This window comes from Shimazuella sp. NTD250 (genome assembly GCF_059510375.1).
Window position 1 is genome coordinate 558923 of record NZ_JCAJZS010000001.1, and the last position, 21817, is coordinate 580739.

Below are 21817 nucleotides of genomic sequence, written 5' to 3' on the forward strand. Positions count from 1 at the left end.
GCACCCAAAAAAGAGCCTCCTAGGAAGGCCCTTTTTTATGCAAACAAACTTCCATGCTGTTTTTGTTTCCAAACATATCGGTAATACACATATAACACAATGAGCATGATCGTGTCTGAGATCGGATACGAGAGCCAGATACCAAGTAGTCCCAATGGACCTGATAAGACAGCTGCTATTGGTACCATGATCAGCCAGATACAACCGATGACAATGATCGTCGGTACGACCACGTTTCCTGTTCCTCGCATGACACTTGACAAAATCATCGCATTTCCCATAATCATCATCGCCCATAACACTGCGAACAGCACATCATCAGCCATCTCAATCGTAGAGGGATCACTTAGAAACCAACTCAGAATAGGACTACTAAACAAGTAGACAAGCCCAATCAAAACAATTCCGATCAAATAATTGAGCCCAAGCGAATGACGCAACAAAGCCTGCAATCGATGACTCGCCCCTGCACCGACAAACTGAGCTGAAAACACCCCTGCGGCCATTCCTAAACTCAGCATCGGCATCTGAACGAAGTTCAGTACTTGGATCACTGCTCCATAAGCTGCTGTCGCCTGTTCCCCGTGCTGATTAACTAAAAATACTACAGCTACTTCCGATAAAGAGATAGCGATCATCTGCACACTGGATGGGATACCAATTTTAATTAACAACTTTAAAATGGTAAGGTCTAGTTTCCAATTTCGGAAGAAATCTCGATCTAGTGCTAACACATGTTTTTTCCATTTTAAATAGAAAAGGAGTGCTACAAAAGAGAGCAAGGTCGCTAAAACATTGGCAATTGCTGCTCCCGTAAGACCCATCCGAGGCAGTCCAACCCAACCAAACGTAAGGACAGGAGTCATGACGATATTTAATATCGTACTTATCAGCAAAAAGACAAAAGGTGTTTTGGCATCTCCTGTTCCCCGTAAAATAGTAGTATAACTTACATAAATAAAGATGAGGGGAAGACTGGCAAAAATAATCTTGCCAAATTCAGAGGCTTCTGGCTGAATACTTGGAGCAGCCCCAATAATTTGCAAAATATCATCAATAAAAAAGACTCCAATAAATGCCATTACAATCCCTAGTAAAAATGAAAACTTAATCGTGGTATCTACTGTTTTCGTCAGCTCTTTTAATTTCCCAGCTCCATACGCCTGTCCTATTAACACGAGACTACCTGAACCGAGACCAATCACTAAGGAAATAAGGAAGAAGCTTACAGGCATGATCGTACTGACCGCAGCCAAGGAAGTCTCTCCCAAACCCTGACCTATGATCATCGTACTTACAACCCCACCTAGCGATTGGAGTATATTGCTAAGCATCAATGGTATAAGAAAAACGATGATAGGCTTCCACATCGATTTTTTAGGATCTAATAAGTCAGGGTGAATGTTTTGGTTTGTCTCTGTAGAATTTTCTACTTCTGTTGGTTCCATTGGAATAGGTGCTTCTATTACCCCTACAGAAGCAGTGGATTTTGTATTTTCTTCCATTGTTATCACACCCTTTGAAACTGTATAAAATTTTTGTAAAGTAAGATTCGAAGTATACAGATTAAGATAGCATGTTATTCCCTCTTCTCTGCTCAAAAAAAGGAGCCATAGCGGCTCTTTTTCCCATCAGCTTATATTACCTATAATTTGCTTTTTTTACAAGATCATTTGTAAATTTTATTTTCCAGCTAAATTTGCTCGATTATTAAATTCGACATAATCTATATTGATATTGAGCAGCAAATTATCTTTTCCCGTCGCCTGATCTGTTACCAAAATAAAATCACGTCCAACTTGACGCAGAACACCATTCACCACCCGATTGTTCCGTTCTGTATTCTTTTCATACGTCAAATAGACCGTAACATTCTTCCCTACATTTTTAGCCAGCAAATCTTCTGAGTATTTCCTTTCTGTTCGTTGCGCTAAACTTAGTTCTTGTGGCTGATTTGCCAAATATGCACCATATGGATCATACCAATACATCACATAACCTCCTCCACTTTCCGCTTTTAATACACATCGGGACAATCTGCTGGTGTAGGGATAAAGAAACAATGTGCTTTGAATCTTCCACTATTTGATTGACCAAACCACTTAGCTGGACAATTTCCAGGTGGTTTAAAAAACCAAAGGGCATTTGACGCTGGATCAACTCGTGTTCCATCGATGACCCGCTGTGCCAGACGAACATCGCGATCTCTGGCCCGCTGATAAAAATATCCTTTTAATGTCGATTCAAACCCGCCAGGTCTCTGAAATACCATTTTGGTAATGGTATTGATGTCTTTAAAGTCCAAGCATCTGACTTTGACTCGATTTACTCCCACATTACCGACGAGCAGCATACCTGTATTTCCATCTTCTTCTGCTTCTGCCCGCATCAATCGAGCCAAGAGCTGTACCTCTTCTGGCTTATACCTTATCACGGCCACGATGTCATCACCTCTTAGCAAAACTTATGCAAATAAATATTTTTTTATCCCTGTTTCCGTTCATTAATAGTTATCCTTGCATCATTTCCATCCAGACAAAAAAGTGCCATTTTGCTAAAGACAGAATACACAAAAGCCCTTTTAGGAATAAATTTATCTGGAAACATTTGTAGCCTACTAAGCGAACTCCTATTTGCATATAATAGATATCACAATCATATGTTCCCGGAAGAAGTGTTCGCAATGATATTACTCGTCGATATCCAATCCTTCTATGCGAGTGTTGAAAAAGCCCGCAACCCAGAGCTAAAACACCGTCCTGTCGTCGTTTCTGGTGACCCAAATCGTAGAAACGGTGTTATCCTTGCCGCTTGTCCTATAGCTAAATCCTATGGAATCAAAAACGCGGAAACATTGTGGGAAGCGATGCAAGCATGTCCAGAAGTAGTAGTAGTGCGCCCGCGAATGGAACTATATCTTAATATATCTCTACAGATCACTACTATCTTAGAACGCTTTACCGATTTGGTAGAGCCCTACTCGATTGATGAACAATTTCTCGATGTCACTGGCAGTGAGCGATTATTTGGCGACTGTGACACCATCAGCAGTAAAATTCAACAAGCGATTTTAGCAGAAACAGGAGTTTACGCTAGAGTAGGCATCGGACCTAACAAAGTTTTAAGTAAAATGGCTTGTGATAATTTTGCTAAAAAAAATAAACGAGGCATTTTTCGCCTTGATGAAACCAATATAAGAGAAAAACTATGGCCGCTATCCGTAAGCGATTGTTTTGGTGTTGGCAGAAGAATGACTAGAAATTTTCAGCGAATTGGCATCACTACCATTGGTGAACTAGCACAATATCCATTGGAAAAACTGCAAAAGCATTGGGGAATAAATGGGCATGTGTTATGGATGACCGCCAATGGAATCGATTTATCCCCTGTGACTCGATCTTCCTTTCAAAAACAAAAAGCGATTGGACATCATATGACTTTACCGCGTGATTATCGTACAACAGAAGAAATCGAAGTAATCCTCTTGGAACTGTGTGAAGAAGTGTGTCGACGAGTTCGGAGACACCATTTAGCTGGAATGACACTTCATGTGGGTTGTAGAGGTGCTGATTTTGATTGCCCTACTGGATTTTCAAGACAGCAAAACTTAGGATATGCTCAAAATGAAACGATGCCGATTTTCAAGGCAGCCAAACAGCTTTTCCATCAATATTGGGATGGAGCTCCTATTCGATCCTTAGGCATCAGCCTCGGTGGGTTGTCTGCCGATTCCCCGATACAGCTAGATCTATTTGCGGATCGCAATAAGCAGCGAGCACTTGGAAAGGCAGTCGATGAAATCAAACAACGTTATGGCAGTACAGCTATACTTCATGCCGTTTCTCTCACTTCTGCGGGTCAAGCAGTAGAGCGAGCGAAGAAAATCGGAGGTCATTACCGATGAGCGAACTGGATCGAAAAAATCTCCTATGGGAAGGAAGTCGTATGTTTCTTCCTGAACATCGAAAGGCACTGCTTGAACAGCGAAAATCAGCAACGAAAATAACGCCGCCGGTTTTAGATGAACAACAATGGGAAATGATCACTTACCTTATCCAAGAAGCTTTAGAATATGAACAACCTATACTAGCTACCTATGCAACAACTTATGAGATCACTGATTTCTGCGGCTTTATCGATAAAATAGATACCGAAAAAAAATATATCCAACTCAGCAATGGGAGTCAGATAGAAAAAATCCCTTTTCATCTGCTAGTAGATGTTACTTGGCCTTGATGAGGAAACAGAAATGAATCCCCTGATAGGCCATACATACGGAGAAAAAAGTATACACCCTCGTATCCCATCCTCTTTTTCAACATCACTGAAGATAGTTCTCCCGTCCGAAGAAAATTTATTATATTTTCCGGAAAATACCTGCCATCTTATGATAAAAGCCAAAGCGTTTCCTATCTACAGCCCTGTAATTCTTCTTTTCATATGTATATTCACCTAGTTTCGCCTTCATTTATCGGAAGATATCCAATTGAAAATATCCTATTATTTGAAAAACATTTATTGTTTAAAATGAAATTAACTGTTTATTTTAATCAGAAAATTTAGTACGATAGTAATATTACCTTTATAACATCTTAGAGGAGGATTTCTCTTGACACAAGTAGGCGCAGAACTTTTTGCTTGGCTCAAAGACAGCCGTCAAAACAATCCTGTTTATTATGACAAAGATTATCCATTGTGGTTTGGTTCAATAGGGACATGGCATGTATTTCGAAATGAAGATGTAAGATATGTATTTAACAATTATCAGATTTTCTCTTCGGAGTATATGCCAGCACAACAAGGCAATTACTTAGATAAAGCAATGTCTTCCAATGACCCGCCTTTCCATAGAAAACTACGCCTATTAGTCTCTCAAGCATTTACTCCCAAAGCGATGACAGATTTACAACCTTGGATTGAAGAATATGTAGATCAATTGTTGGATGAAGTGATTACCGATTCCGGGGAAATAGAATTTGTCCGTGATATCGCTGTTCCGATTCCGATGCAGGTAATTGCAAAAATGCTAGGGGTTCCAACAAAAGATCACCCTCAATTTAAAGAGTGGAGTTTTAAAATTGTCAAACAGCCTACCACCGCAGAGGAAGGCAAAGAATTTATTGAAGCACAGCAAGGAATGGGAGAATACTTCCGAAGAGTAATTGCAGAACGCTCTAAAAATCCAGAAAATGACATCATTTCACATTTGCTGCAAGTGGAACTCGATGGTCAAAAACTAACCGAAGATGAACTATTAGGATTTTGTGTGGTACTGTTATTGGCTGGTAATGAAACAACAACTAACTGGCTCAGCAGCACCATCTTGACGCTAGCAGAAAATCCTGATATTCAAGAACGTATAGCCAAAAACCCTGAAGATGTCAGCTTGCTGCTGGAAGAAGTATTGCGCCTGAAATCTCCTGCACAATATCAAACCCGTAAAGCCAAACAAGATGTGGTACTAGCTGGACAAACCATCAAAAAGGGAGATTTAGTCGCCGCTTGGCAAGCATCAGCCAATCGTGATGAAAGTGTTTTTCCAAATGCTGATCAAGTTGATCTCGATCGGAAAAATATGGATCATGTCGCGTTTGGTCATGGAATTCATTTTTGCCTAGGAGCACCACTTGCCCGCATAGAAGCTGGTGTTACCATCAAAAAATTGTTACAGCGAATTAAAAATATCCGCCTGCAGACCGAAGATATCCAATTAAATCAAAGCACCGTTACCTTTTCCATTAAAGAATTGCCGATCCGCTTTGATAAAGTTTAACGATAAACAAAAGTCCACTATCCTATTTTAAGAGATGGTGGACTTTCTTGTATTTTTGATTCATTTTGTAAATTTTTCTATTTATAAAATATAGATTTTTTTCATAAAAAGATAGTATTATTAGCGATAAGAAGGAAAAACATAAGACTGGGAGGATAATTAAAAATGGCATTCATCACGGATCATTTCAACAAGAAAATGTTATTTTTTGCGATGGCGATATTGTCCTTGTTTGTTTTCTTTTTCTCCACCAATAATGCATACGCTTCTTATTATCAGATTTTAGATACATCTTATAGAATGTCTGCGTATACCTCTACCTTTACTTACTATAGCGGTGGACTAGGAGTAAAAGTTTGGTGTAAAAATAGTTCTGGTAATACCCAAACAATGGAGCTGCAACGATACATTGAGCCAAAATATTATTCAGGGGTAGAAAAAACAGTTTATTGTGGAAAAAACTCCTACACGTATAATTATTTTTATTATCCAAATGCAGTCAGCGGTGGAAGATACAGCCTCTACTTCTGGAACAATGGTTACAACGGAGGTACCACTGTAGCCAGCTTATCGAATATTACCGTACAAATAAATCCAAACTAATCAAATCCTCGCTCACATGAGTGGGGATTCTTTTATGGAAAGAAATGAAGTTATCTGCTTATTTATTCCCAGTATGCTCTTGCACTTGTTCCTTTTTATCCTTCATTCGACTAAACAAAGAAGCGAGGATCGAACCAGAAATATTATGCCAAACGCTAAAGATAGCACTTGGGACAGCAGCTAGCGGTGAGAAGTTCGCTGTGGCAATCGCTACTCCCAGTCCAGAATTTTGCATGCCGACTTCCATCGCTACTGCCTTTTGCTTGGCTAAGTCCATGCCAAATAGACGAGAGAGGAAAAAACCAAGCAAAAAACCCAGTACATTATGCAAGATAACAACAGCAAAAATAAGTAGACCTGTGGTGGCGATCTTTGCCTGACTACCAGCTACTACTCCTGCTACAATCATGACGATAGCGATGGTGGAAACAAGAGGCAGTGCTTTAACACTCGCTTTTGCTTGCTTACCAAAAAATTTCTTGATGATAAATCCAAGAGCTAAAGGAATAATTACAACTTGAACAATCGAAAGTATTAAAGAAGCCATATTGATAGCTACCCATTTGCTCGCTAAAACCAAAATAAGCAGTGGTGTTACAAGAGGTGCCAAAATGGTAGAAACCGATGCAATCGACACAGCAAGGGCAACATCCCCTCTTGCTAGAAACACCATCACATTTGATGCTGTTCCACTTGGACAACAACCTACCAAAATAACACCTACTGCAATTTCAGGTGGTAGATTTAATCCCCATGCCAATAAAAAAGCCAATCCCGGCATGATAATATAGTGGCAGATAACACCGATCGCTACATCTTTTGGCCGGCGAAATACTTCTTTAAAATCATCTCCAGATAAAGTGAGCCCCATTCCAAACATAACAATTCCTAATAGAGGAACAACATATCCCCCAATCCATTTGAACTGATCCGGTAAAACATAGGCGATAATGGCGAAAAGAATAACCCATAATGTAAAAGTTTTTCCTGCAAAAGAACTGATTTTTTCGATAACCAATCGTAAAACCTCCTAAATCCCTATATGATCAACCTTATCTTAAAAATTATTATGTAAATATCATGATCGAAGGAAAATTAAATTTTTACAAAAAAGAAAAAACAATCAATGACATATTCCTTTTACTTTGAATGAAAACCATGTGAATTTCAACATCATTTTATCAAAAGGAAATAATTGGTCCAAGCTTTCCTTTTGTAATCCAACGTAAAAAACCCGAATTTCTAAAAACTCGGGTTTTTATCTTTTATGAAGGATTAGACGAATGCTTTTGATCTTCCGACCTCCAAAGTAGCTTGTACAATACGTTCAGCAGAATCAGGAGAGATGAGAGGATAAAATCTTTCCTCCATGTTTTCCTGATATATCCGTGAGCGGAAAAATTTTTCGATTTGTAGACAAACCGTATCAGGCCGTGTTTTAAATGCTACACGATGATGAACCAAATACTGTTGATTTGCTTCTTCTTGTCCAGGAAATGCTTCAAATAACAACATTGGAAGCTTTTTCGCTAACGCTTCTGTGATCGTTACTCCACCTGGTTTTGTAACGAGCAGATCCGCTGCTGTCATAAATAACTCCATATCAGGTCGAAACTTTTCTAATCGTATATGAGAGTGATAACCTTTTCTCTCTAAGCGTTCATAAAGCGATTGATTGGCACCAGTTAAAATAACAAATTGCATAAGGGTCAATTTATCTAATACATCTACAACTTGCTCCAAAGGTCCTAATCCCAGACCTCCGCCCATTACCAAAATAACGGGGTCATTTGCTGGTAAAGATAAGCGAGATCGTGCTTGTCCCTTGCCGATCTCTTCATAATACTTCGATTCAATCGGCAATCCGGTCTCTATGACGGTGACACCAGAACGCCAACGCAGACGATCAATTATATTTCGTTTTAACATTCTTTTCGGTACACACAGTAAATCCGGCAATTCAACTAACCACATAGGATGAAGTTCATAATCAGTCACTACGCCAACCGTAGGAACCTTTTCCCATTCTGTTGGCAGCAGCAATAGTGAAAAAGGATGAGTAGTAATAATTTTTGTTGGTTGGAACTGCTCCAGACGCGCTAATATTTTCGAACGTATCGTTAGACCAACTTTCTCTACCAACTCTTTGGATACAAACCGAACCAATTTAAATTGATACGTCCAATCGTATAAGAGATGATAAAGAGATGGAAATTTGACAAGCATACCTTGATAACCTGATTGCAGCAGGGGGTGAAAGGTCTTTGGAATCAATTGCAAAAGGTCTATCGTATCCGTCGTTATCCCCGGCTGGTGATGAAACTGTTTTTCCAATGCCTTAGCTGCGGCATTATGTCCTGTACCAAAGCCAAGGGATAGTAGCAAGACACGCTCCATATTTTTGATTCCTCCCTTGAAACCATACTACCCCCATTATACTGATTTTTGGAAAGAAGAACTGGTTTTAAAAAAAAATTAAGATTGTCTTTACCTATTATTTTTTTGGAGGGATTTCAGCGACATCGCTACAAGTTCTTTTACCAGCCGTCCACCCATTGCTCCTCCAACTTTCCCTGCATCTTCTGATCGCAAATCACGATTACTTCCAGGCTTTAAAGGGACCCCTAATTCTTTGGCGAGTTCTAGTTTTGCCTCTTCTTTACTTGTAAAAGATCGACCTAAGTCTTCACTGATTAATTTCGTCTGTAACTGATCCAACTGATTTCTAGAATCGGCAACTAAAGGCCTTCGCTTTCTTCGACGAGACATTTCGATACACCTCCTTATGATAGTCTGTGAAAAGGAAAAGGAAAACATACTATTTCCTTCTTTGCACTATTTGTATAATGGAGATAAACAACCGTCCAACATCTGCTGAAAAGCAGTTCACGCTGAAAGGTGAACCAGCACGATGCTTGAAGCGTTAAGGCGTAAGTTCGACTCTCAAATAGAAAAGAGGGTCGAAGAGGAGTCCTTCCCCTCGATCAAGCGGTGGACTTTCTACGGACTCATCCCGATGAGCATCGCCTTTATGGGGATAATGATGCTCGACTTGACCCCTTGGATCATGGGAATCACATGGATCATCATGATCCCCATAGCCATGGGCAAAGGTGTAAACCGGCTCTCGTACCTGAGGCAGCTCAGCATCGCCTTCGGTGCTGGGTTACTGGTGAGCATCTACCTCAGTGGATGGATGGTATACCTGTCGATCGCAGCCGTGTACCTGATCGGTGGTGTGAAGCTAGGTGAGATGCTGGGCAAGCTCAACCATGTACTGAAGTACACGGGCGCACTTGTCCTACTGCTCCCAATGCTCCTTGTCATCGCATGGCAAACCAGCACCATCGAGTACTGGCTGATCATCCTTGGGATGCTTCTCATCGGTCTCGATGTGATCTACTCGATACTGCTCAACATCCTCGATGTGATCCTCGCGGAAATGATCATCGACCTCAACGTGATCATCGCAGCCATCGTCACGTTGGTTCGTCAGCGTAAGTCATCCAAGGGCGACAAGGGCTGATCGGTAAAACACCCACTAGTTGGACAGGGCCGGTCTCTATCTGTGAAAACAGACGGAGATCGGCCGCCGCTAAATTCTAACCTTCCTATAGATGCAAAAAACAAGATTCTCTATTGGAGTCTTGTTTTTCGTTTTTCTATATAAATTTTAAGACTTCTCTCTTCCTTTTGGGATCATGTATTCAAAAGCATCCTCAGAAAGAGCAACAACTTCTCTTACAATATGCACCAGTGATTTTTTGTACAATGTAGAAAAAATGACCTATTTCTAATAATGGCAGAAAGAATTTTCCTTTAAATTTAATTTTTTTAAATAAAATCAATGTCAAAAGAAAAAGATTCTGATATGATAAAAGCAGCAAGTGTACGTACCGTCCGTTCCATGGAGGAACCAATGCAGGAAGATCAGCAGGAGATGCAGGCCAAGTTCCGGGCGAGGCTCAAGTGGCTGAAGGAGCGTGCCCTCGCGTTCGTGACCTGGGGGAAGCCCTACCTCGAAGCGGTGGAGGACACCTTCGGTCTCATCGCGGGGCCGATCGTGATGACGATCTTCACGGCGCTCATGATCTACGCGGTCGTCACCGCCATGTACTTCGTGCAGTTCCTGATCATCAGCGTGCTGGTCGCCGGTTGGATCTACTCGTTCGTCCGCTACTTCAACAAGAAGGCGGAGGCAGCGGCCGAGGCAAGGCGCATCGCCGACGCGAAGGCGGCGCGTGAGGCCAACAGGCCGATGGGCCACACCGGTGGCACGTACGACGGCAGCACCGCCGGCGCCAACAACCCGTATCACCGGCAGTAACACGGGCGGCGGCACGGCTCTCCCCTACATCTGTAAGGGGGGAGCCGTGCCCCAGCAAATTCTAACTTTTCTATAGATGTAAAAACAAGGAAGGTTATCCTTGTTTTTTATTTTGTCTTCCATTTTATTTTTAAATATCATATGCACGTTAGAAAATATGTTTAGGGTCTGATCTTATAAAAGACCAGACCCTTCCCATCAGCGAATCATACCAACTGTCTGGCTCACCTTTTTCTTCTTCTCTTTTTTACGAAGCCAGACTCGCATTATGGTCCAGTACCAAGTCGACTGCTTCGCTGACAGAAGAGACTTCACGCTTTGCCGCTTTTCGAACGTGTGGTTTGGCGCCCCTCATCACGTAGCTAAGAGAAACCTCACCGAACATGGGGATATCATTTGCTGAATCCCCAATACCAGCTGACTCTGAACAGGGATCGATCCCAAGATGCTTTGCCAGACGATGGATGCCATTTCCCTTATGAATACCAGTTGGCATCACATCCAAATAGGACGACCCCGAGATAAAGGTATCAATCTTGCCACGGAATTTGTCAAGCATCTCTTCCTGCAAATCAAGCAAGTCCTTTTCCTTACCAAGAAAACAAAACTTGCTCGGTTGCACATTTACCCCAATTCGCTGCTCAACAGCGATATCGCACACTAGACCCTTGGGAATCATATGCTCTGGATAACCGAAGCTGTCCTCTGCCTCTGTCGTGATCATTTCCTGAGCTGTACCAATAAAACAGTGCGCTTTAGATGCCTGACCGATTCGAAAAATCTGCTTTGCCAAATCGGCAGCGAAGTATTCTTCAAAAATGCAGTCTGTACCGTTTACATAGACATAGGCACCATTCTGACAGATACGATGGAAAACACCCGGAACAGTGCTCACGACCAAATCCACTTCGTACTCATTGCGACCAGAAGCATAAGCAACTTGAATACCTGCCTGCTGGAGCTTTTGAATGGCATTCAAATTATCCGAGTCGATCAGGTTATCTTTGTTCAGAAGAGTACCGTCCAAATCGGTAACAAACAGACGAATCATGTATTTTTCCTCTCAGCTATGATGTTTGGAGAGTCGCCATTGTAAGTTCGACCACTTAATCTCATCTTAATTCATAGCAAAGCAGATGAAAAGAAGCTATTCTTCAAAAACACTTGCATAAATAAAAACATTATGATAAAGTTCCTTTGATTGTAATTTGAAAGGGTGAACCAAAAGCCAATGATCTACTAATCCTATCTCTAAAAGACATTTCAATATGAAATTTTTGTCTGGATAGGATTGGTATAGGCTTTTTTATACAATAAAACCGTATGCTCTCGTACATTGGGAGTATACGGTCTTTTGTTACGCCTAAACCTCTATCCAGAAAATATGGATGGGGGTTTTTTTATGATAGTGATAGAAGCAAATCATATAAAGAAAGCAATCGGAGAACGACTCCTTTTTTCGATTGATCAACTTCGGATTGGCAAAGGAGATCGAATTGGATTGATCGGGCAAAATGGAACAGGGAAAACGACTTTATTAAATATATTGATGGGAACAGAGTCGTCCGATGAAGGCGAAATCCATAATCATGCAAAGATCAGTCTCATCCCTCAAATACAGAAAAACTTGACCAATCAAAGTGGTGGAGAAAAGACAAATGCTGCCATTCAAGCTGCATTTGCTGAATCACCTGACATTTTGTTTGCCGATGAACCAACGAGTAATTTAGATATAGAAAACGTCCGACAACTTGAACAGAAATTGCTGCGCTTCAAAGGTGCAATGGTCATCATTTCCCATGATCGAACTTTTCTCGATACCATTTGCAATAAAATATGGGAAGTCGAAAACCAAACCGTCACCGTTTTTTCTGGCAACTATCAAATGTACACTACTTGGAAAGAACAGCAAAGAAAAAGGGAAGCCATCGAATACGAGCAATATCAAAAAAAGAAAAAACAACTGGAACACGCCATTTTGCTCAAAAAACAAAAAGCAGAAAAAATGATCAAACCACCTTCTAAGCGAATGGGTACCTCCGAATCCAAGTTATGGAAAATGCAAAAAGGAACCAAACAAAAAGGCGTTCATCAGTCGATCGAAGCACTCGAAACCCGGATCAGTAAATTGGAAAAAGTAGAAAAACCAAAAGATTTGCCTGTTGTCAAAATGAATGTGGCAAGTGAATCCACTTTACTGAACAAAACCATAATCCAAGCCAAAGATATTACCGCTTCAATCACTGGAAAAGTTCTCTGGGAAAAGGCTTCATTCTCCATTCAAACTGGATCGAAAACAGCCATTATCGGTGCAAATGGCAGCGGAAAGACGACCTTGATCAAACGACTGCAAGCAAAATCTGATGATATTCACATCAGCTTAGGGGTAAAGTTTGGATACTTCAGCCAACACATCGATATTTTAGATGAATCAAAGTCTATATTAGAAAATGTACAAACTACGGCGATCCAACCTCCTAAAGTGATCCGAACGGTGTTAGCACGTCTTCTCTTTCGTGGTGACGATGTATTCAAATCCGTTGGAGTACTTAGCGGCGGGGAAAAAGTGAAAGTAGCATTCGCTAAAATATTTTTGAGCGATATCAATGTGTTATTAATGGACGAACCTACTAACTTTCTAGATATGGAGAGCATTCAATCTTTAGAACACCTCTTAACCCATTATGAAGGAACGGTTATTTTTGTCTCACACGATCGACAATTTATCCAAAACGTTGCAACAGATATAGTAGAAATCAAAAAGCAAACTATCCATGCATATGCTGGCTCCTATCAAGAGCTTCAACAACAACAGCAAATACCTGCGAAAAAGGAAGAAAAACGTCTGTTGATCGAGACCAAAATAACCGAAGTGTTGAGTCTTCTAAGTGTTGCACCTACATCAGAATTAGAACAACAATTTACTGCCCTTATCAAGCAAAGAAACGAATTAAAACAACAATAGAGGAGTGGACAACATATGCAGATACTTGTTCAAGAAACACCGTTACCTTCTACTTTTGCCGCACCTTATGGACTGACAATCGGAAAAAATGGTGATGTTTGGTTTACTGCAAACAAAGGAAACCTAATTGGACGAATAGATAAAAATGAACAAGTAGAAGAATTCACTATTCCTACTGAAAACGCCGGTTTAATGATTATCACAGCTACATCGAATGGAGAAATTTGGTTTAGTGAGAATGGAGCCAATCAGTTAGGGAAAATCGGAACAAATGGACAGATTACACAATACCCTCTCCCTACAGCAAACGCAGGACCATATGGGATTGCGGAAGGTTTACATGGAGACATCTGGTTCACAGAGTTGCTGGCTAATAAAATTGGAAAAATCACTGCAAATGGACAAATCAGTGAGTTCGAAATCCCAACTCCTAACGCTTATCCTTCCTTTTTGACACTTGGATCAGATGGAGCAGTTTGGTTCACCGAAAATGCTGGAAACAAAATTGGACGAATTACTTCAAATGGAGACATAACAGAATACCCTCTGCCAACCGCTCAAGCTGGTCCTGTGGGCATTACATTAGGAACCGACGAGGCCATTTGGTTTGTGGAAATCAACGGAAATAGAATCGGGAGAATTACAGTAGATGGAAAAATAACAGAGTTTCCGCTTCCTACCGCAAATGCACGTCCTCATGCTATTACTGCTGGTTTGCAGGGAGATTTGTGGTTTACGGAATGGGGTAGCAACAAAATAGGACGGATTACATTAAATGGAGAGATTACCGAATACCTCATCCCTACTATTAACGCAGAACCACATGGTATTGCAGTTGCACAGGACGGTAGTGTTTGGTTTGCAGAAGAGTGTAATCAAATTGGAAGGATTACTATTATTTGAAACAAAATCTCCTTTCTGTTCCCTGATATAGGGAAACTACGGTACAATAATATACAGAAACATCAACCTGTCCGAATTCATGAAAGAGAGTTGCCGTGAACTCCACGAGCCGCAGCCGTAAGATCGCCAAGCTCCAGATCAACTACTACCTGCTCAACTTTGGGATCAAGGAGCTCTGGAGGACTCGATTTCTCGCTCGGCTCATCTACAGCCTGATCGCGCTGGGAATCGTCCTCTGTCTGGCCCCCATCCTGACTCCTGTGAGCCTGGTGAACGCCTGCTCCCTCGTGGGCGCCGGTCTGATGATCTTCCTCTTCTGGGAGGGTCTGAACGGGCTCGGTCACATGATCAAGAAGCTCGTGGAGAAGTACGACCGCGATGAACACATCCGCGTGATCCTGTTCGCGATCCTGCTCATCGTCTTCGAGGTGTACATCCTCTGGAACTTCCCGCTCGCCAGCATCTCGTTCGCGCTGCTGGTGACGCTCATGGTGATGCCCCGGGTCAAGAAGCTCATCGGCCGTCGGATCGAGACTCGTGTGGGTCAGCAGTCTGGTGCTGTCTTCGCCTGGATCGTCGGCGTGGTTCTTGTCACCGAGCTGATCTGGCTCGGCACCCTCTACTCCATCTACCCCCACTGAGCGGGGAACAGTTCGGACAGACTGGCCTCCATCCCCTGAGATGAGAGGCCGCCTGAAAACTAATCACCTTCCCATAAAGAAACAAGCAGACCTTATAATCTGCTTGTTTCTAATTTAATAAACATATGAATCAAAAAGCATAGAAGGATGTACTTTAGCTTTTATCCCTAGTGTCGGAGAGAAAGCACCCTTGATCGTGTGACGACCATAGGATGTGGTAGTTATGGTGATCAAGGGTGCACTTGATTATAGTGGGAATTTTGCACATGATGGCGCTAAAGCCTCAATCAAAAAACGCCTAGGAATCAAAGAAAGAATCCTACTTCAACTGGAGAGACAACCATGGATGAGTAGTCAATAACTTCACGAACAACTTAACATTGACCTCAAATTTATTACAGAGCATCTCCACCAGCTAGAACTAGGGGACGCTCATTTTTTATGATCATATTTTTCAGCCATCTCTTTGATATATTGATTTCTAATCAACAAAAACTTCCGCATATACTTCTTTAAAAATAATCGATCTGCTGCCTTCCCTAGTAGCCCTAAAGGAGATGTAAAATCAAAAGAATCGATCATCTTTGTCCCCTTTTCATGCTCCACAAAATGATGTTCATGCCGAAACCCTTTAAACGGCCCCTGCACCATTTCATCGACAAAAAAATGTGGGGGTTCAAACGCTGTAATTTTGGAAGTCAATCGCCACTTGATCCCAAAATGAATCGCTTCCCATGTTACAGTTTCGTTTAAATCAATAAGTCCACTTGTTACCCCTGCTACTGCCCTTTCTTTCGTTTGAGCTGTTGATTGCATATGTATATCGATACTTCGTGATAGATCAAAGCATTTTGAAGGCGGTGCATCAATCATTGTTTCCAATCGAATAACAGGCACTACCTATCACTCCCATGTTTTGATGCTCTAATAAGCATTCTCTTTAGCAGGTCACACAATTAAAAAGATCCATATTGAAATCCAAACTTTACAAAAAAAGTATACCAAAAAAAGCAGATCCAAAGGGATCTGCTCCTGCCATCTATTTAAAAAACACATGTCGGCCGATTTTTACACTATCATGCTTCTTCGCTTCTTGTATCATCCAGCCGGAAGTTGCAATTTGAGGGTTATAGTAGAAAATCGCCCCATGAGTTGGATCATAGCCCTCAAGCGCCTCACGAGCTGCCCGGTATGCTTCTTTACTCGGTTTTAGATTGAATTGACCATCACTGACAGCTGTAAACGCTTTCGGCTGGAAAATAACTCCTCTAATGCTGTGCGGGAATCCTTTTTCTTCTGTACGGTTCAAAATAACCGCTGCTACTGCTACTTTTCCTTTAAATTTTTCTCCACGAGCTTCACTATGAACAGCTTTTGCCAATAGTCTTACTTCTGCTTCTGTCGCATGGACAGCAGGATATTTTTTTACATGAGATTTTTTCGGTTTTTTCGCTTTTACTTTTACTTTGATCACTTTCGGTTTTTCAAGCTTTGCAGTTACTTTCACTGGGGCTGGTTTGACAGTTGTTAACTGATGAAGTTTTTCACTTGTCTTCTGATCCAATGTCCCATTGATCGGTAAATCATAATTCGCTTGAAATTGTGCAAATGTATTACGTGTATATGCATCATATTGACTGCTGACAGTCTGTTTATACAGTCCTAATTTTTGTAAGCGTTGTTGAGCATCTTTTATTTTTATACTCTGTTTTGTTTGCTGATGAATCGTAGAAGACGCCAAGCGTGGCGATTGTTCATGTACGAAAATAAAACTAAATAACGATGATAAAACTAATACATATTTGGTAAGCATTAAATGATGTCCTCCTCTTTCTTGTTTGGGACAATGGGATTCGGAACACTTGTCCCATTATACGGACATCACCATACACAAACTACCGGCAAAGCTTTCCATCCAGCAATTGGATTTGACAAATAAAAAAACAGCCAACTTAATGGCTGCTTTTTAGAAACTTATTTTGCTGCTTGATAGCGTTTATTTACTTCATCCCAGTTCACTACATTCCAAAATGCACCGATGTAGTCAGGGCGTTTGTTTTGGTAGTTGAGGTAGTATGCATGCTCCCAAACATCCAAGCCAAGGACTGGAGTTGCACCATCGGTAAGCGGGCTGTCTTGGTTTGCAGTAGAAGTAACTTCCAATTTACCATTTTTCACAACAAGCCAAGCCCAACCACTGCCAAAACGTTTAACAGCTGCATCTGCAAATTTTGCTTTCAATTCATCGAAGCTGCCGAAGGTGTCATCAATTGCCTTAGCAATTTCACCAGTTGGTGCTCCGCCGCCATTTGAGCTGAGGATTTGCCAGAAGAAACTGTGGTTCGCATGTCCACCACCGTTGTTACGAACAGCAGTGCGAATACCTTCTGGTAATTTATCTAAGTTAGCAACTAATTCTTCAATGGATTGATCTGCAACATCTTGCCCTTCCAAAGCTGCATTCAAGTTATTTACGTATGTAGCATGGTGACGGTCATGATGGATTTCCATTGTCAGTGCATCAATATGTGGTTCCAAAGCGTTAAAAGCATATGGAAGTGCTGGCAATTCATATTTAGGCATACTAAAATCCCTCCAAAAAGTAAGTTGCTGTTTATTTTTCTCTTCTATTATGCGAAAAAAATCTTCTTTTAGTCAAGCTGTTATGATCGTTCTCAGTTGCATTACATCATCTAAAATGTACTCTGCACCCAATTCTTCAAATTTTCCTCGTGCAGCCTGCCCTGTCAAGCCTGTCAGCGTCGCCGCAAAGTGACATCCAATCGACTGTGCTGCGAGAAAATCTGCGACAGAATCTCCAACTACTAATAGCTTTTCCCCGTCTTTAATCGGAAGTGACAGCCCCAGTGCCTTTTGATCTGCTGCTCGCTCTCCAAGATATCCTAACAAATAGGTAAAAGGATGAGGCTTGCCAAGCGGTGCTTCATCTGGATACTTTTCCTCTGCTGAAACAACATCAGATGCGGTCACAATGCGATTGGCATCAAAATTCGCCAACAATCCCATTTCTCGTAACGGTACTTCCATTTCCAAATAAGGTCGACCTGTTCCAATTCCAAGTGTGATCCCTTGCTTCGTAAGATCGGAAAATAATTGTTGTAATTCTTCAATTGGGGCCAATGGAATTTCTTGATATAAAAATCCTTGTTTTCCTTTCGTTCTAGCATACCCTTCTTCTTCTTGGAATAATTTTTCCCCAAAGTACCACTCCTGATAAACAGAACGTCCAAGTTCCCACAGGGAGCTCACGCGAGAGAAATAATCAACCTCGACACCAAATTGTTTTTGTACATATTGATTGAAATAGACCAGTAACTCATCCCGATTAAGTTTCCCTTTGGATTCATCAAATATAGCAGAGAAAAAAGTAAAATCAGGCCTAATTTCACGGGATTGTTTTTTTAAGGCTAATAAAGATTCTTCCGTAATTGGTTTTGCAATCCAGTCTCGCACAAAAGTTGGATCAATTTTATCCAGCAGCAGCATCAATTGCGTGCTAAAAACAAGGTATACCATATCCCAATTGGCATTTATTCCCCGATCTTTCATCCAATCTAATATCTTATCTTCTTGGAATACTTCTTTTCGAATATATCTGATCTGCTCTTCAGCAGGAGTCGTCGTAAATTTCCCTTCTGTCAGCTCTAGAAAATGAGGTCCATATAACAATTCCCACACAGCTAAAGCAGAAGCATCAAAACAGCGCTCCTCACTCAATAAAACCCCATCTACATCAAATAAAATCATGTGATACATCAAATTCCCTCTCCTTTTAAAACCCCTAATTCCTTTATCTTAAATGAGTCTCCCTAGAGAGTAAAGCAAACTTCGCTGCCATCTTTTCGCAAAGATACAAAATCATGAAAAGAACAAAAAAGTTAGTACATTTTTAACAATTTCCTTATCCAAATAGATAGACAATTCGATATGATGGAAATATCTCTTCTATTGGAAGAGTGTGAGCTAAATTTGGAGGGAAATAATTTGAGAAAGTTTCGTTTCATTGGTATTATGGCAGCTTTCGCGCTAGTTTTGCCTTTGATAGGCCTACCAACAAAATCTTTTGCTGCTGAATCGGTAATAACCAAAAAAATCGAAGTAAACAAAACGACAAACTATCTATATTTATATGAGAACGGAAAAGTAGTAAAAACATATCGCGTAGCTACAGGTAAAACCAAAGAATTAACCCCTGAGGGAACTTTCCCAATTGTGGTAAAGATCAATGGTCCAAGTTGGAAAGACGTCCCACCTGGTCCAAATAACCCATTAGGTCCTCGCTGGAACGGATTTAGTGTCAATGGGGATAATGGAAGATCTTTTGGCATTCATGGTACCAATCAACCTAGCTCCATCGGTACCCATGCATCTCATGGCTGTATTCGGATGTTAAACGAGCAAGTAATCGATCTGTATAACCGCATTTACGAAGGGGTTCCTGTTTGGATTCACACTGGAACGAGTAATGGCACTTGGCGTGGAGATATGAGTGTCGGTCTAAAACCAGCAACGGGTTATGTAAAAACAACCAAAGATGCTACCGCATGGACAGGACCTTCCACTGGTTCCTTCAAAATAACGACGGCAGCGAAAAATACTACGCTGACTCGTACAGGAACTTCCGGAAACTACACCCAAGTAAAACTATCCAATGGCCGTAAAGGATTTATTTATAATGGTGACCTCAATACAGGTCTTACCTTTAAATCAGAATCAGGCTATGTCGAAGTAACCGAAGACAATGCAAATGTAAGAAATTCACCAAACCTTTCCTCCTCTGTGGTGGAAAAGGCCAAAAAAGGTTCTCACTACTTATTGGTTGCCGACAATGGAGAATGGTACCAAGTCAAAACTGCAAGCGGTAAAGTTGCTTATATCAGTCACTTGGTCGCAAAGAAATGGGTAGTAACCGTAACAGCAAGTTCCGCTAACATTCGTGCTTCTGCTTCTATGAATGCTCCAGTGGTTGCAAAAGTATCAAAAGGTACTGTACTGACAAAGTTAGGAATGTCAGGAGAATTCCATAAGATCCGTCTATCAAATGGAACCACCGCTTATATTCATAAGACTGTTGCAAAATAAGATGTAAACGACGCTGTTTTATACGGCGTCGTTTTCTTTTAAGTAAAATTGATATAATTCGGAATATATTTTGACATACAATATAGTAATAGGTATCTTGGCACATGTTAAAGGGGAACAAAAACATGGACAAATTCTCAACTTGGACTGATTTAAAGGGATTAAAAATTGGTTATTGTAAATGGTCATGGAGGAAATTATCTTTTGGGGAATATAGCCCAAGAAATGAATGTTGATAGACCTAGGCTACTAATTACTCCTAATCGAAAGCATTGGGAAATCGCTTATAGAGAATCTGGAATCTCATCCACAACATCAGAAGATATGCATGCAGGAGAGGGGGAAACTTCTATACTGTTACATTTATACAAAGAGAAAAATGTAGTAAAAACAGAAAAATACATAGATGTAGAATCAACAAAGAGAGATCTGTTATCCGTTTTGGGGATGAAAGCCTATACAGAAACAGGAGCAATTGGCGTTCCAACAAGAGCTACTGCTAAAAAAGGTAAGTTGTTATTACATCATTTAGCAAAACAAATAGAATCAACAGTAAAGGAGTTCATCAATCTTGACACGTAAAAAATGGTTAGACATATATGAAGTATTAAGAGATCGAATCATGCATTCTAAATATCCTTCAGGCTGAGAATTCCCAACTAATCTAAAATTGCTGAAAGAGTTTGAAGCTCATTCCGCTACAATTCAAAGCACACTCGACCAGTACATCTGCATGTACCGGTCGCTGAGTCCCCCTCACGATTACTTATCGGAGTAGTAGGCCCAAATTGGACCAACATAGACCCAATTTGGACCAACCCTCTTTCTCTATGGCTGATGATAGGAGGAGAAGCTTCATCTCCTCTAGAGATTTTCTTTTATTATCCACTGTGATTCGAGCAACAACCCCGCTTTGATAGTACGTTTTAGGGGTCTCTTCTCTCTTTGCAATAAGGAGTGCAGCAGAACCACCCGTGAAATCAATGGCACCACCGTTGTCTCGACCTACTTCCAATGCTACCAGAAGACGGACGGATAGGCTGGCAAAACCGGCGGTTTGTTCGAATTTCTCGACCATAAGGTCTACCACCTGTTGACGCCGCCTCATAAAACTCCCTTGCACCGTGCAGTTCTCGCCTTGCTTATATCCAGCCGGAGCAGGCGCATCTTTACCTGTATGAACACTACTTTGACCATTGGCATTCATAACGGCAAGCTGCCTCCCTGACTTTGGCCACCGAACGGGCAGGAGATCAGGGTCAGAGTCCAGAAGATGCCTGACAATGCCTTCTGGGGACATCCCTTTCTTGAGCAATCTAAGTCCTTCTGGACCATATCGCTCATTTGTATGACCTTGTGTAGCAACCCCTCCATCTCTGGAGACATGCAAAAACTGACTTGCTGTGCGGCTATGGGAATATACCGCTCCTCCAATTTCACCTGTGTCCGGGTCAAAACCAAGGATAGAAATGGTCAACGTCCTCTCCTCTCGAATCTCTATC

The 21817-nt window shown here is 41.2% G+C and carries 24 protein-coding genes; 12 read left to right on the plus strand and 12 right to left on the minus strand.

What is annotated here, in order from left to right:
* Positions 1–35: 35 nt before the first annotated feature.
* From AC5WOF_RS03020 to AC5WOF_RS03030, 3 genes are all read right to left on the minus strand, one after another.
* Positions 36–1505, minus strand: coding sequence for an MATE family efflux transporter (locus tag AC5WOF_RS03020; RefSeq protein ID WP_496048470.1), 1470 nt, complete (start codon positions 1503–1505; stop codon positions 36–38).
* A gap of 177 nt (positions 1506–1682) precedes the next feature.
* Positions 1683–1991: a spore coat protein GerQ gene (locus AC5WOF_RS03025; protein ID WP_496048471.1), complete on the minus strand. Its 309-nt coding sequence runs from the start codon at positions 1989–1991 to the stop codon at positions 1683–1685.
* Between the two features lie 26 nt (positions 1992–2017).
* The gene (locus AC5WOF_RS03030; protein WP_496048472.1) at positions 2018–2440 is read right to left on the minus strand and encodes a cell wall hydrolase; all 423 of its coding nucleotides are present in this window, start codon (positions 2438–2440) and stop codon (positions 2018–2020) included.
* Positions 2441–2683: 243 nt separating this feature from the next.
* On the opposite strand from AC5WOF_RS03030, the gene AC5WOF_RS03035 reads away from it, so the two are divergent.
* The 4 genes from AC5WOF_RS03035 (at position 2684) to AC5WOF_RS03050 (ending at position 6376) form a co-directional block, all read left to right on the plus strand.
* Positions 2684–3904 carry a DNA polymerase IV gene (locus tag AC5WOF_RS03035; RefSeq protein WP_496048473.1) on the plus strand — a complete coding sequence of 407 codons (1221 nt, stop codon included), beginning with the start codon at positions 2684–2686 and terminating at the stop codon, positions 3902–3904.
* Positions 3901–4236, plus strand: coding sequence for a YolD-like family protein (locus AC5WOF_RS03040; RefSeq protein WP_496048474.1), 336 nt, complete (start codon positions 3901–3903; stop codon positions 4234–4236). Before AC5WOF_RS03035 ends, AC5WOF_RS03040 begins: the two co-directional genes overlap by 4 nt.
* 373 nt (positions 4237–4609) lie before the next feature.
* Positions 4610–5773, plus strand: coding sequence for a cytochrome P450 (locus AC5WOF_RS03045; protein WP_496048475.1), 1164 nt, complete (start codon positions 4610–4612; stop codon positions 5771–5773).
* A 165-nt stretch (positions 5774–5938) separates the two neighbouring features.
* Positions 5939–6376 carry a hypothetical protein gene (locus AC5WOF_RS03050; RefSeq protein ID WP_496048476.1) on the plus strand — a complete coding sequence of 146 codons (438 nt, stop codon included), beginning with the start codon at positions 5939–5941 and terminating at the stop codon, positions 6374–6376.
* A 58-nt stretch (positions 6377–6434) separates the two neighbouring features.
* Here AC5WOF_RS03050 and AC5WOF_RS03055 read toward each other — a convergent pair whose 3' ends face one another.
* The 3 genes from AC5WOF_RS03055 to AC5WOF_RS03065 all read right to left on the minus strand — a co-directional run bounded on the left by AC5WOF_RS03055 (position 6435) and on the right by AC5WOF_RS03065 (position 9145).
* Positions 6435–7394 (minus strand): bile acid:sodium symporter family protein, encoded by a 960-nt coding sequence (locus AC5WOF_RS03055; protein ID WP_496048477.1) that lies wholly within the window; start codon positions 7392–7394, stop codon positions 6435–6437.
* 257 nt (positions 7395–7651) lie between these two features.
* On the minus strand, positions 7652–8773 hold the full coding sequence (locus AC5WOF_RS03060; protein WP_496048478.1) for an MGDG synthase family glycosyltransferase: 1122 nt from the start codon (positions 8771–8773) through the stop codon (positions 7652–7654).
* Positions 8774–8863: 90 nt separating this feature from the next.
* Positions 8864–9145, minus strand: a complete 282-nt coding sequence (locus AC5WOF_RS03065; RefSeq protein WP_496048479.1) for a small, acid-soluble spore protein, alpha/beta type — start codon at positions 9143–9145, stop codon at positions 8864–8866.
* A gap of 142 nt (positions 9146–9287) precedes the next feature.
* Between AC5WOF_RS03065 and AC5WOF_RS03070 the strand changes: the two genes are divergently transcribed.
* Together AC5WOF_RS03070 and AC5WOF_RS03075 are read left to right on the plus strand one after the other, a co-directional pair.
* On the plus strand, positions 9288–9902 hold the full coding sequence (locus AC5WOF_RS03070; protein ID WP_496048480.1) for a hypothetical protein: 615 nt from the start codon (positions 9288–9290) through the stop codon (positions 9900–9902).
* 393 nt (positions 9903–10295) lie between these two features.
* The gene (locus tag AC5WOF_RS03075) at positions 10296–10703 is read left to right on the plus strand and encodes a hypothetical protein (RefSeq protein ID WP_496048481.1); all 408 of its coding nucleotides are present in this window, start codon (positions 10296–10298) and stop codon (positions 10701–10703) included.
* A 247-nt stretch (positions 10704–10950) separates the two neighbouring features.
* Here AC5WOF_RS03075 and AC5WOF_RS03080 read toward each other — a convergent pair whose 3' ends face one another.
* Positions 10951–11754 (minus strand): HAD family hydrolase, encoded by an 804-nt coding sequence (locus AC5WOF_RS03080; protein WP_496048482.1) that lies wholly within the window; start codon positions 11752–11754, stop codon positions 10951–10953.
* A 351-nt stretch (positions 11755–12105) separates the two neighbouring features.
* Here AC5WOF_RS03080 and abc-f point away from each other — a divergent pair, with 351 nt between their 5' ends.
* The 4 genes from abc-f to AC5WOF_RS03100 all read left to right on the plus strand — a co-directional run bounded on the left by abc-f (position 12106) and on the right by AC5WOF_RS03100 (position 15573).
* Positions 12106–13668 (plus strand): ribosomal protection-like ABC-F family protein, encoded by a 1563-nt coding sequence (gene abc-f, locus AC5WOF_RS03085; RefSeq protein WP_496048483.1) that lies wholly within the window; start codon positions 12106–12108, stop codon positions 13666–13668.
* Positions 13669–13683: 15 nt separating this feature from the next.
* Positions 13684–14571, plus strand: coding sequence for a Vgb family protein (locus AC5WOF_RS03090; RefSeq protein ID WP_496048484.1), 888 nt, complete (start codon positions 13684–13686; stop codon positions 14569–14571).
* Positions 14572–14666: 95 nt separating this feature from the next.
* Positions 14667–15212 (plus strand): hypothetical protein, encoded by a 546-nt coding sequence (locus AC5WOF_RS03095; RefSeq protein ID WP_496048485.1) that lies wholly within the window; start codon positions 14667–14669, stop codon positions 15210–15212.
* 223 nt (positions 15213–15435) lie between these two features.
* Positions 15436–15573, plus strand: coding sequence for a hypothetical protein (locus AC5WOF_RS03100; protein WP_496048486.1), 138 nt, complete (start codon positions 15436–15438; stop codon positions 15571–15573).
* Positions 15574–15644: 71 nt separating this feature from the next.
* Here AC5WOF_RS03100 and AC5WOF_RS03105 read toward each other — a convergent pair whose 3' ends face one another.
* From AC5WOF_RS03105 to AC5WOF_RS03120, 4 genes are all read right to left on the minus strand, one after another.
* Entirely contained in the window at positions 15645–16109 is a 465-nt protein-coding gene (locus AC5WOF_RS03105) for an SRPBCC family protein (RefSeq protein WP_496048487.1), read from the minus strand.
* 142 nt (positions 16110–16251) lie between these two features.
* Positions 16252–17025: a cell wall hydrolase gene (locus tag AC5WOF_RS03110; RefSeq protein WP_496048488.1), complete on the minus strand. Its 774-nt coding sequence runs from the start codon at positions 17023–17025 to the stop codon at positions 16252–16254.
* Positions 17026–17186: 161 nt separating this feature from the next.
* Positions 17187–17795 (minus strand): superoxide dismutase, encoded by a 609-nt coding sequence (locus AC5WOF_RS03115; protein WP_496048489.1) that lies wholly within the window; start codon positions 17793–17795, stop codon positions 17187–17189.
* A 72-nt stretch (positions 17796–17867) separates the two neighbouring features.
* Complete coding sequence (locus AC5WOF_RS03120) at positions 17868–18989, minus strand: HAD family hydrolase (protein ID WP_496048490.1); 1122 nt, start codon at positions 18987–18989, stop codon at positions 17868–17870.
* Positions 18990–19217: 228 nt separating this feature from the next.
* Here AC5WOF_RS03120 and AC5WOF_RS03125 point away from each other — a divergent pair, with 228 nt between their 5' ends.
* Complete coding sequence (locus tag AC5WOF_RS03125) at positions 19218–20315, plus strand: L,D-transpeptidase family protein (protein ID WP_496048491.1); 1098 nt, start codon at positions 19218–19220, stop codon at positions 20313–20315.
* Positions 20316–20483: 168 nt separating this feature from the next.
* Positions 20484–20897, plus strand: a complete 414-nt coding sequence (locus AC5WOF_RS03130) for a creatininase family protein (protein WP_496048492.1) — start codon at positions 20484–20486, stop codon at positions 20895–20897.
* 184 nt (positions 20898–21081) lie between these two features.
* Here AC5WOF_RS03130 and AC5WOF_RS03135 read toward each other — a convergent pair whose 3' ends face one another.
* Positions 21082–21792 carry a DUF1028 domain-containing protein gene (locus AC5WOF_RS03135; RefSeq protein WP_496048493.1) on the minus strand — a complete coding sequence of 237 codons (711 nt, stop codon included), beginning with the start codon at positions 21790–21792 and terminating at the stop codon, positions 21082–21084.
* Positions 21793–21817 lie beyond the last annotated feature (25 nt).

What these genes read in the sequence shown, in the direction of transcription:
- AC5WOF_RS03020 (WP_496048470.1), bottom strand. Translation starts at nt 1,505, where the DNA reads ATGGAAGAAAATACAAAATCCACTGCTTCTGTAGGGGTAATAGAAGCA.
- AC5WOF_RS03025 (WP_496048471.1), bottom strand. Translation starts at nt 1,991, where the DNA reads ATGTATTGGTATGATCCATATGGTGCATATTTGGCAAATCAGCCACAA.
- AC5WOF_RS03035 (WP_496048473.1), top strand. Translation starts at nt 2,684, where the DNA reads ATGATATTACTCGTCGATATCCAATCCTTCTATGCGAGTGTTGAAAAA.
- AC5WOF_RS03040 (WP_496048474.1), top strand. Translation starts at nt 3,901, where the DNA reads ATGAGCGAACTGGATCGAAAAAATCTCCTATGGGAAGGAAGTCGTATG.
- AC5WOF_RS03050 (WP_496048476.1), top strand. Translation starts at nt 5,939, where the DNA reads ATGGCATTCATCACGGATCATTTCAACAAGAAAATGTTATTTTTTGCG.
- AC5WOF_RS03060 (WP_496048478.1), bottom strand. Translation starts at nt 8,773, where the DNA reads ATGGAGCGTGTCTTGCTACTATCCCTTGGCTTTGGTACAGGACATAAT.
- AC5WOF_RS03065 (WP_496048479.1), bottom strand. Translation starts at nt 9,145, where the DNA reads ATGTCTCGTCGAAGAAAGCGAAGGCCTTTAGTTGCCGATTCTAGAAAT.
- AC5WOF_RS03070 (WP_496048480.1), top strand. Translation starts at nt 9,288, where the DNA reads ATGCTTGAAGCGTTAAGGCGTAAGTTCGACTCTCAAATAGAAAAGAGG.
- AC5WOF_RS03075 (WP_496048481.1), top strand. Translation starts at nt 10,296, where the DNA reads ATGCAGGAAGATCAGCAGGAGATGCAGGCCAAGTTCCGGGCGAGGCTC.
- AC5WOF_RS03080 (WP_496048482.1), bottom strand. Translation starts at nt 11,754, where the DNA reads ATGATTCGTCTGTTTGTTACCGATTTGGACGGTACTCTTCTGAACAAA.
- abc-f (WP_496048483.1), top strand. Translation starts at nt 12,106, where the DNA reads ATGATAGTGATAGAAGCAAATCATATAAAGAAAGCAATCGGAGAACGA.
- AC5WOF_RS03090 (WP_496048484.1), top strand. Translation starts at nt 13,684, where the DNA reads ATGCAGATACTTGTTCAAGAAACACCGTTACCTTCTACTTTTGCCGCA.
- AC5WOF_RS03100 (WP_496048486.1), top strand. Translation starts at nt 15,436, where the DNA reads ATGGTGATCAAGGGTGCACTTGATTATAGTGGGAATTTTGCACATGAT.
- AC5WOF_RS03110 (WP_496048488.1), bottom strand. Translation starts at nt 17,025, where the DNA reads ATGCTTACCAAATATGTATTAGTTTTATCATCGTTATTTAGTTTTATT.
- AC5WOF_RS03115 (WP_496048489.1), bottom strand. Translation starts at nt 17,795, where the DNA reads ATGCCTAAATATGAATTGCCAGCACTTCCATATGCTTTTAACGCTTTG.
- AC5WOF_RS03120 (WP_496048490.1), bottom strand. Translation starts at nt 18,989, where the DNA reads ATGTATCACATGATTTTATTTGATGTAGATGGGGTTTTATTGAGTGAG.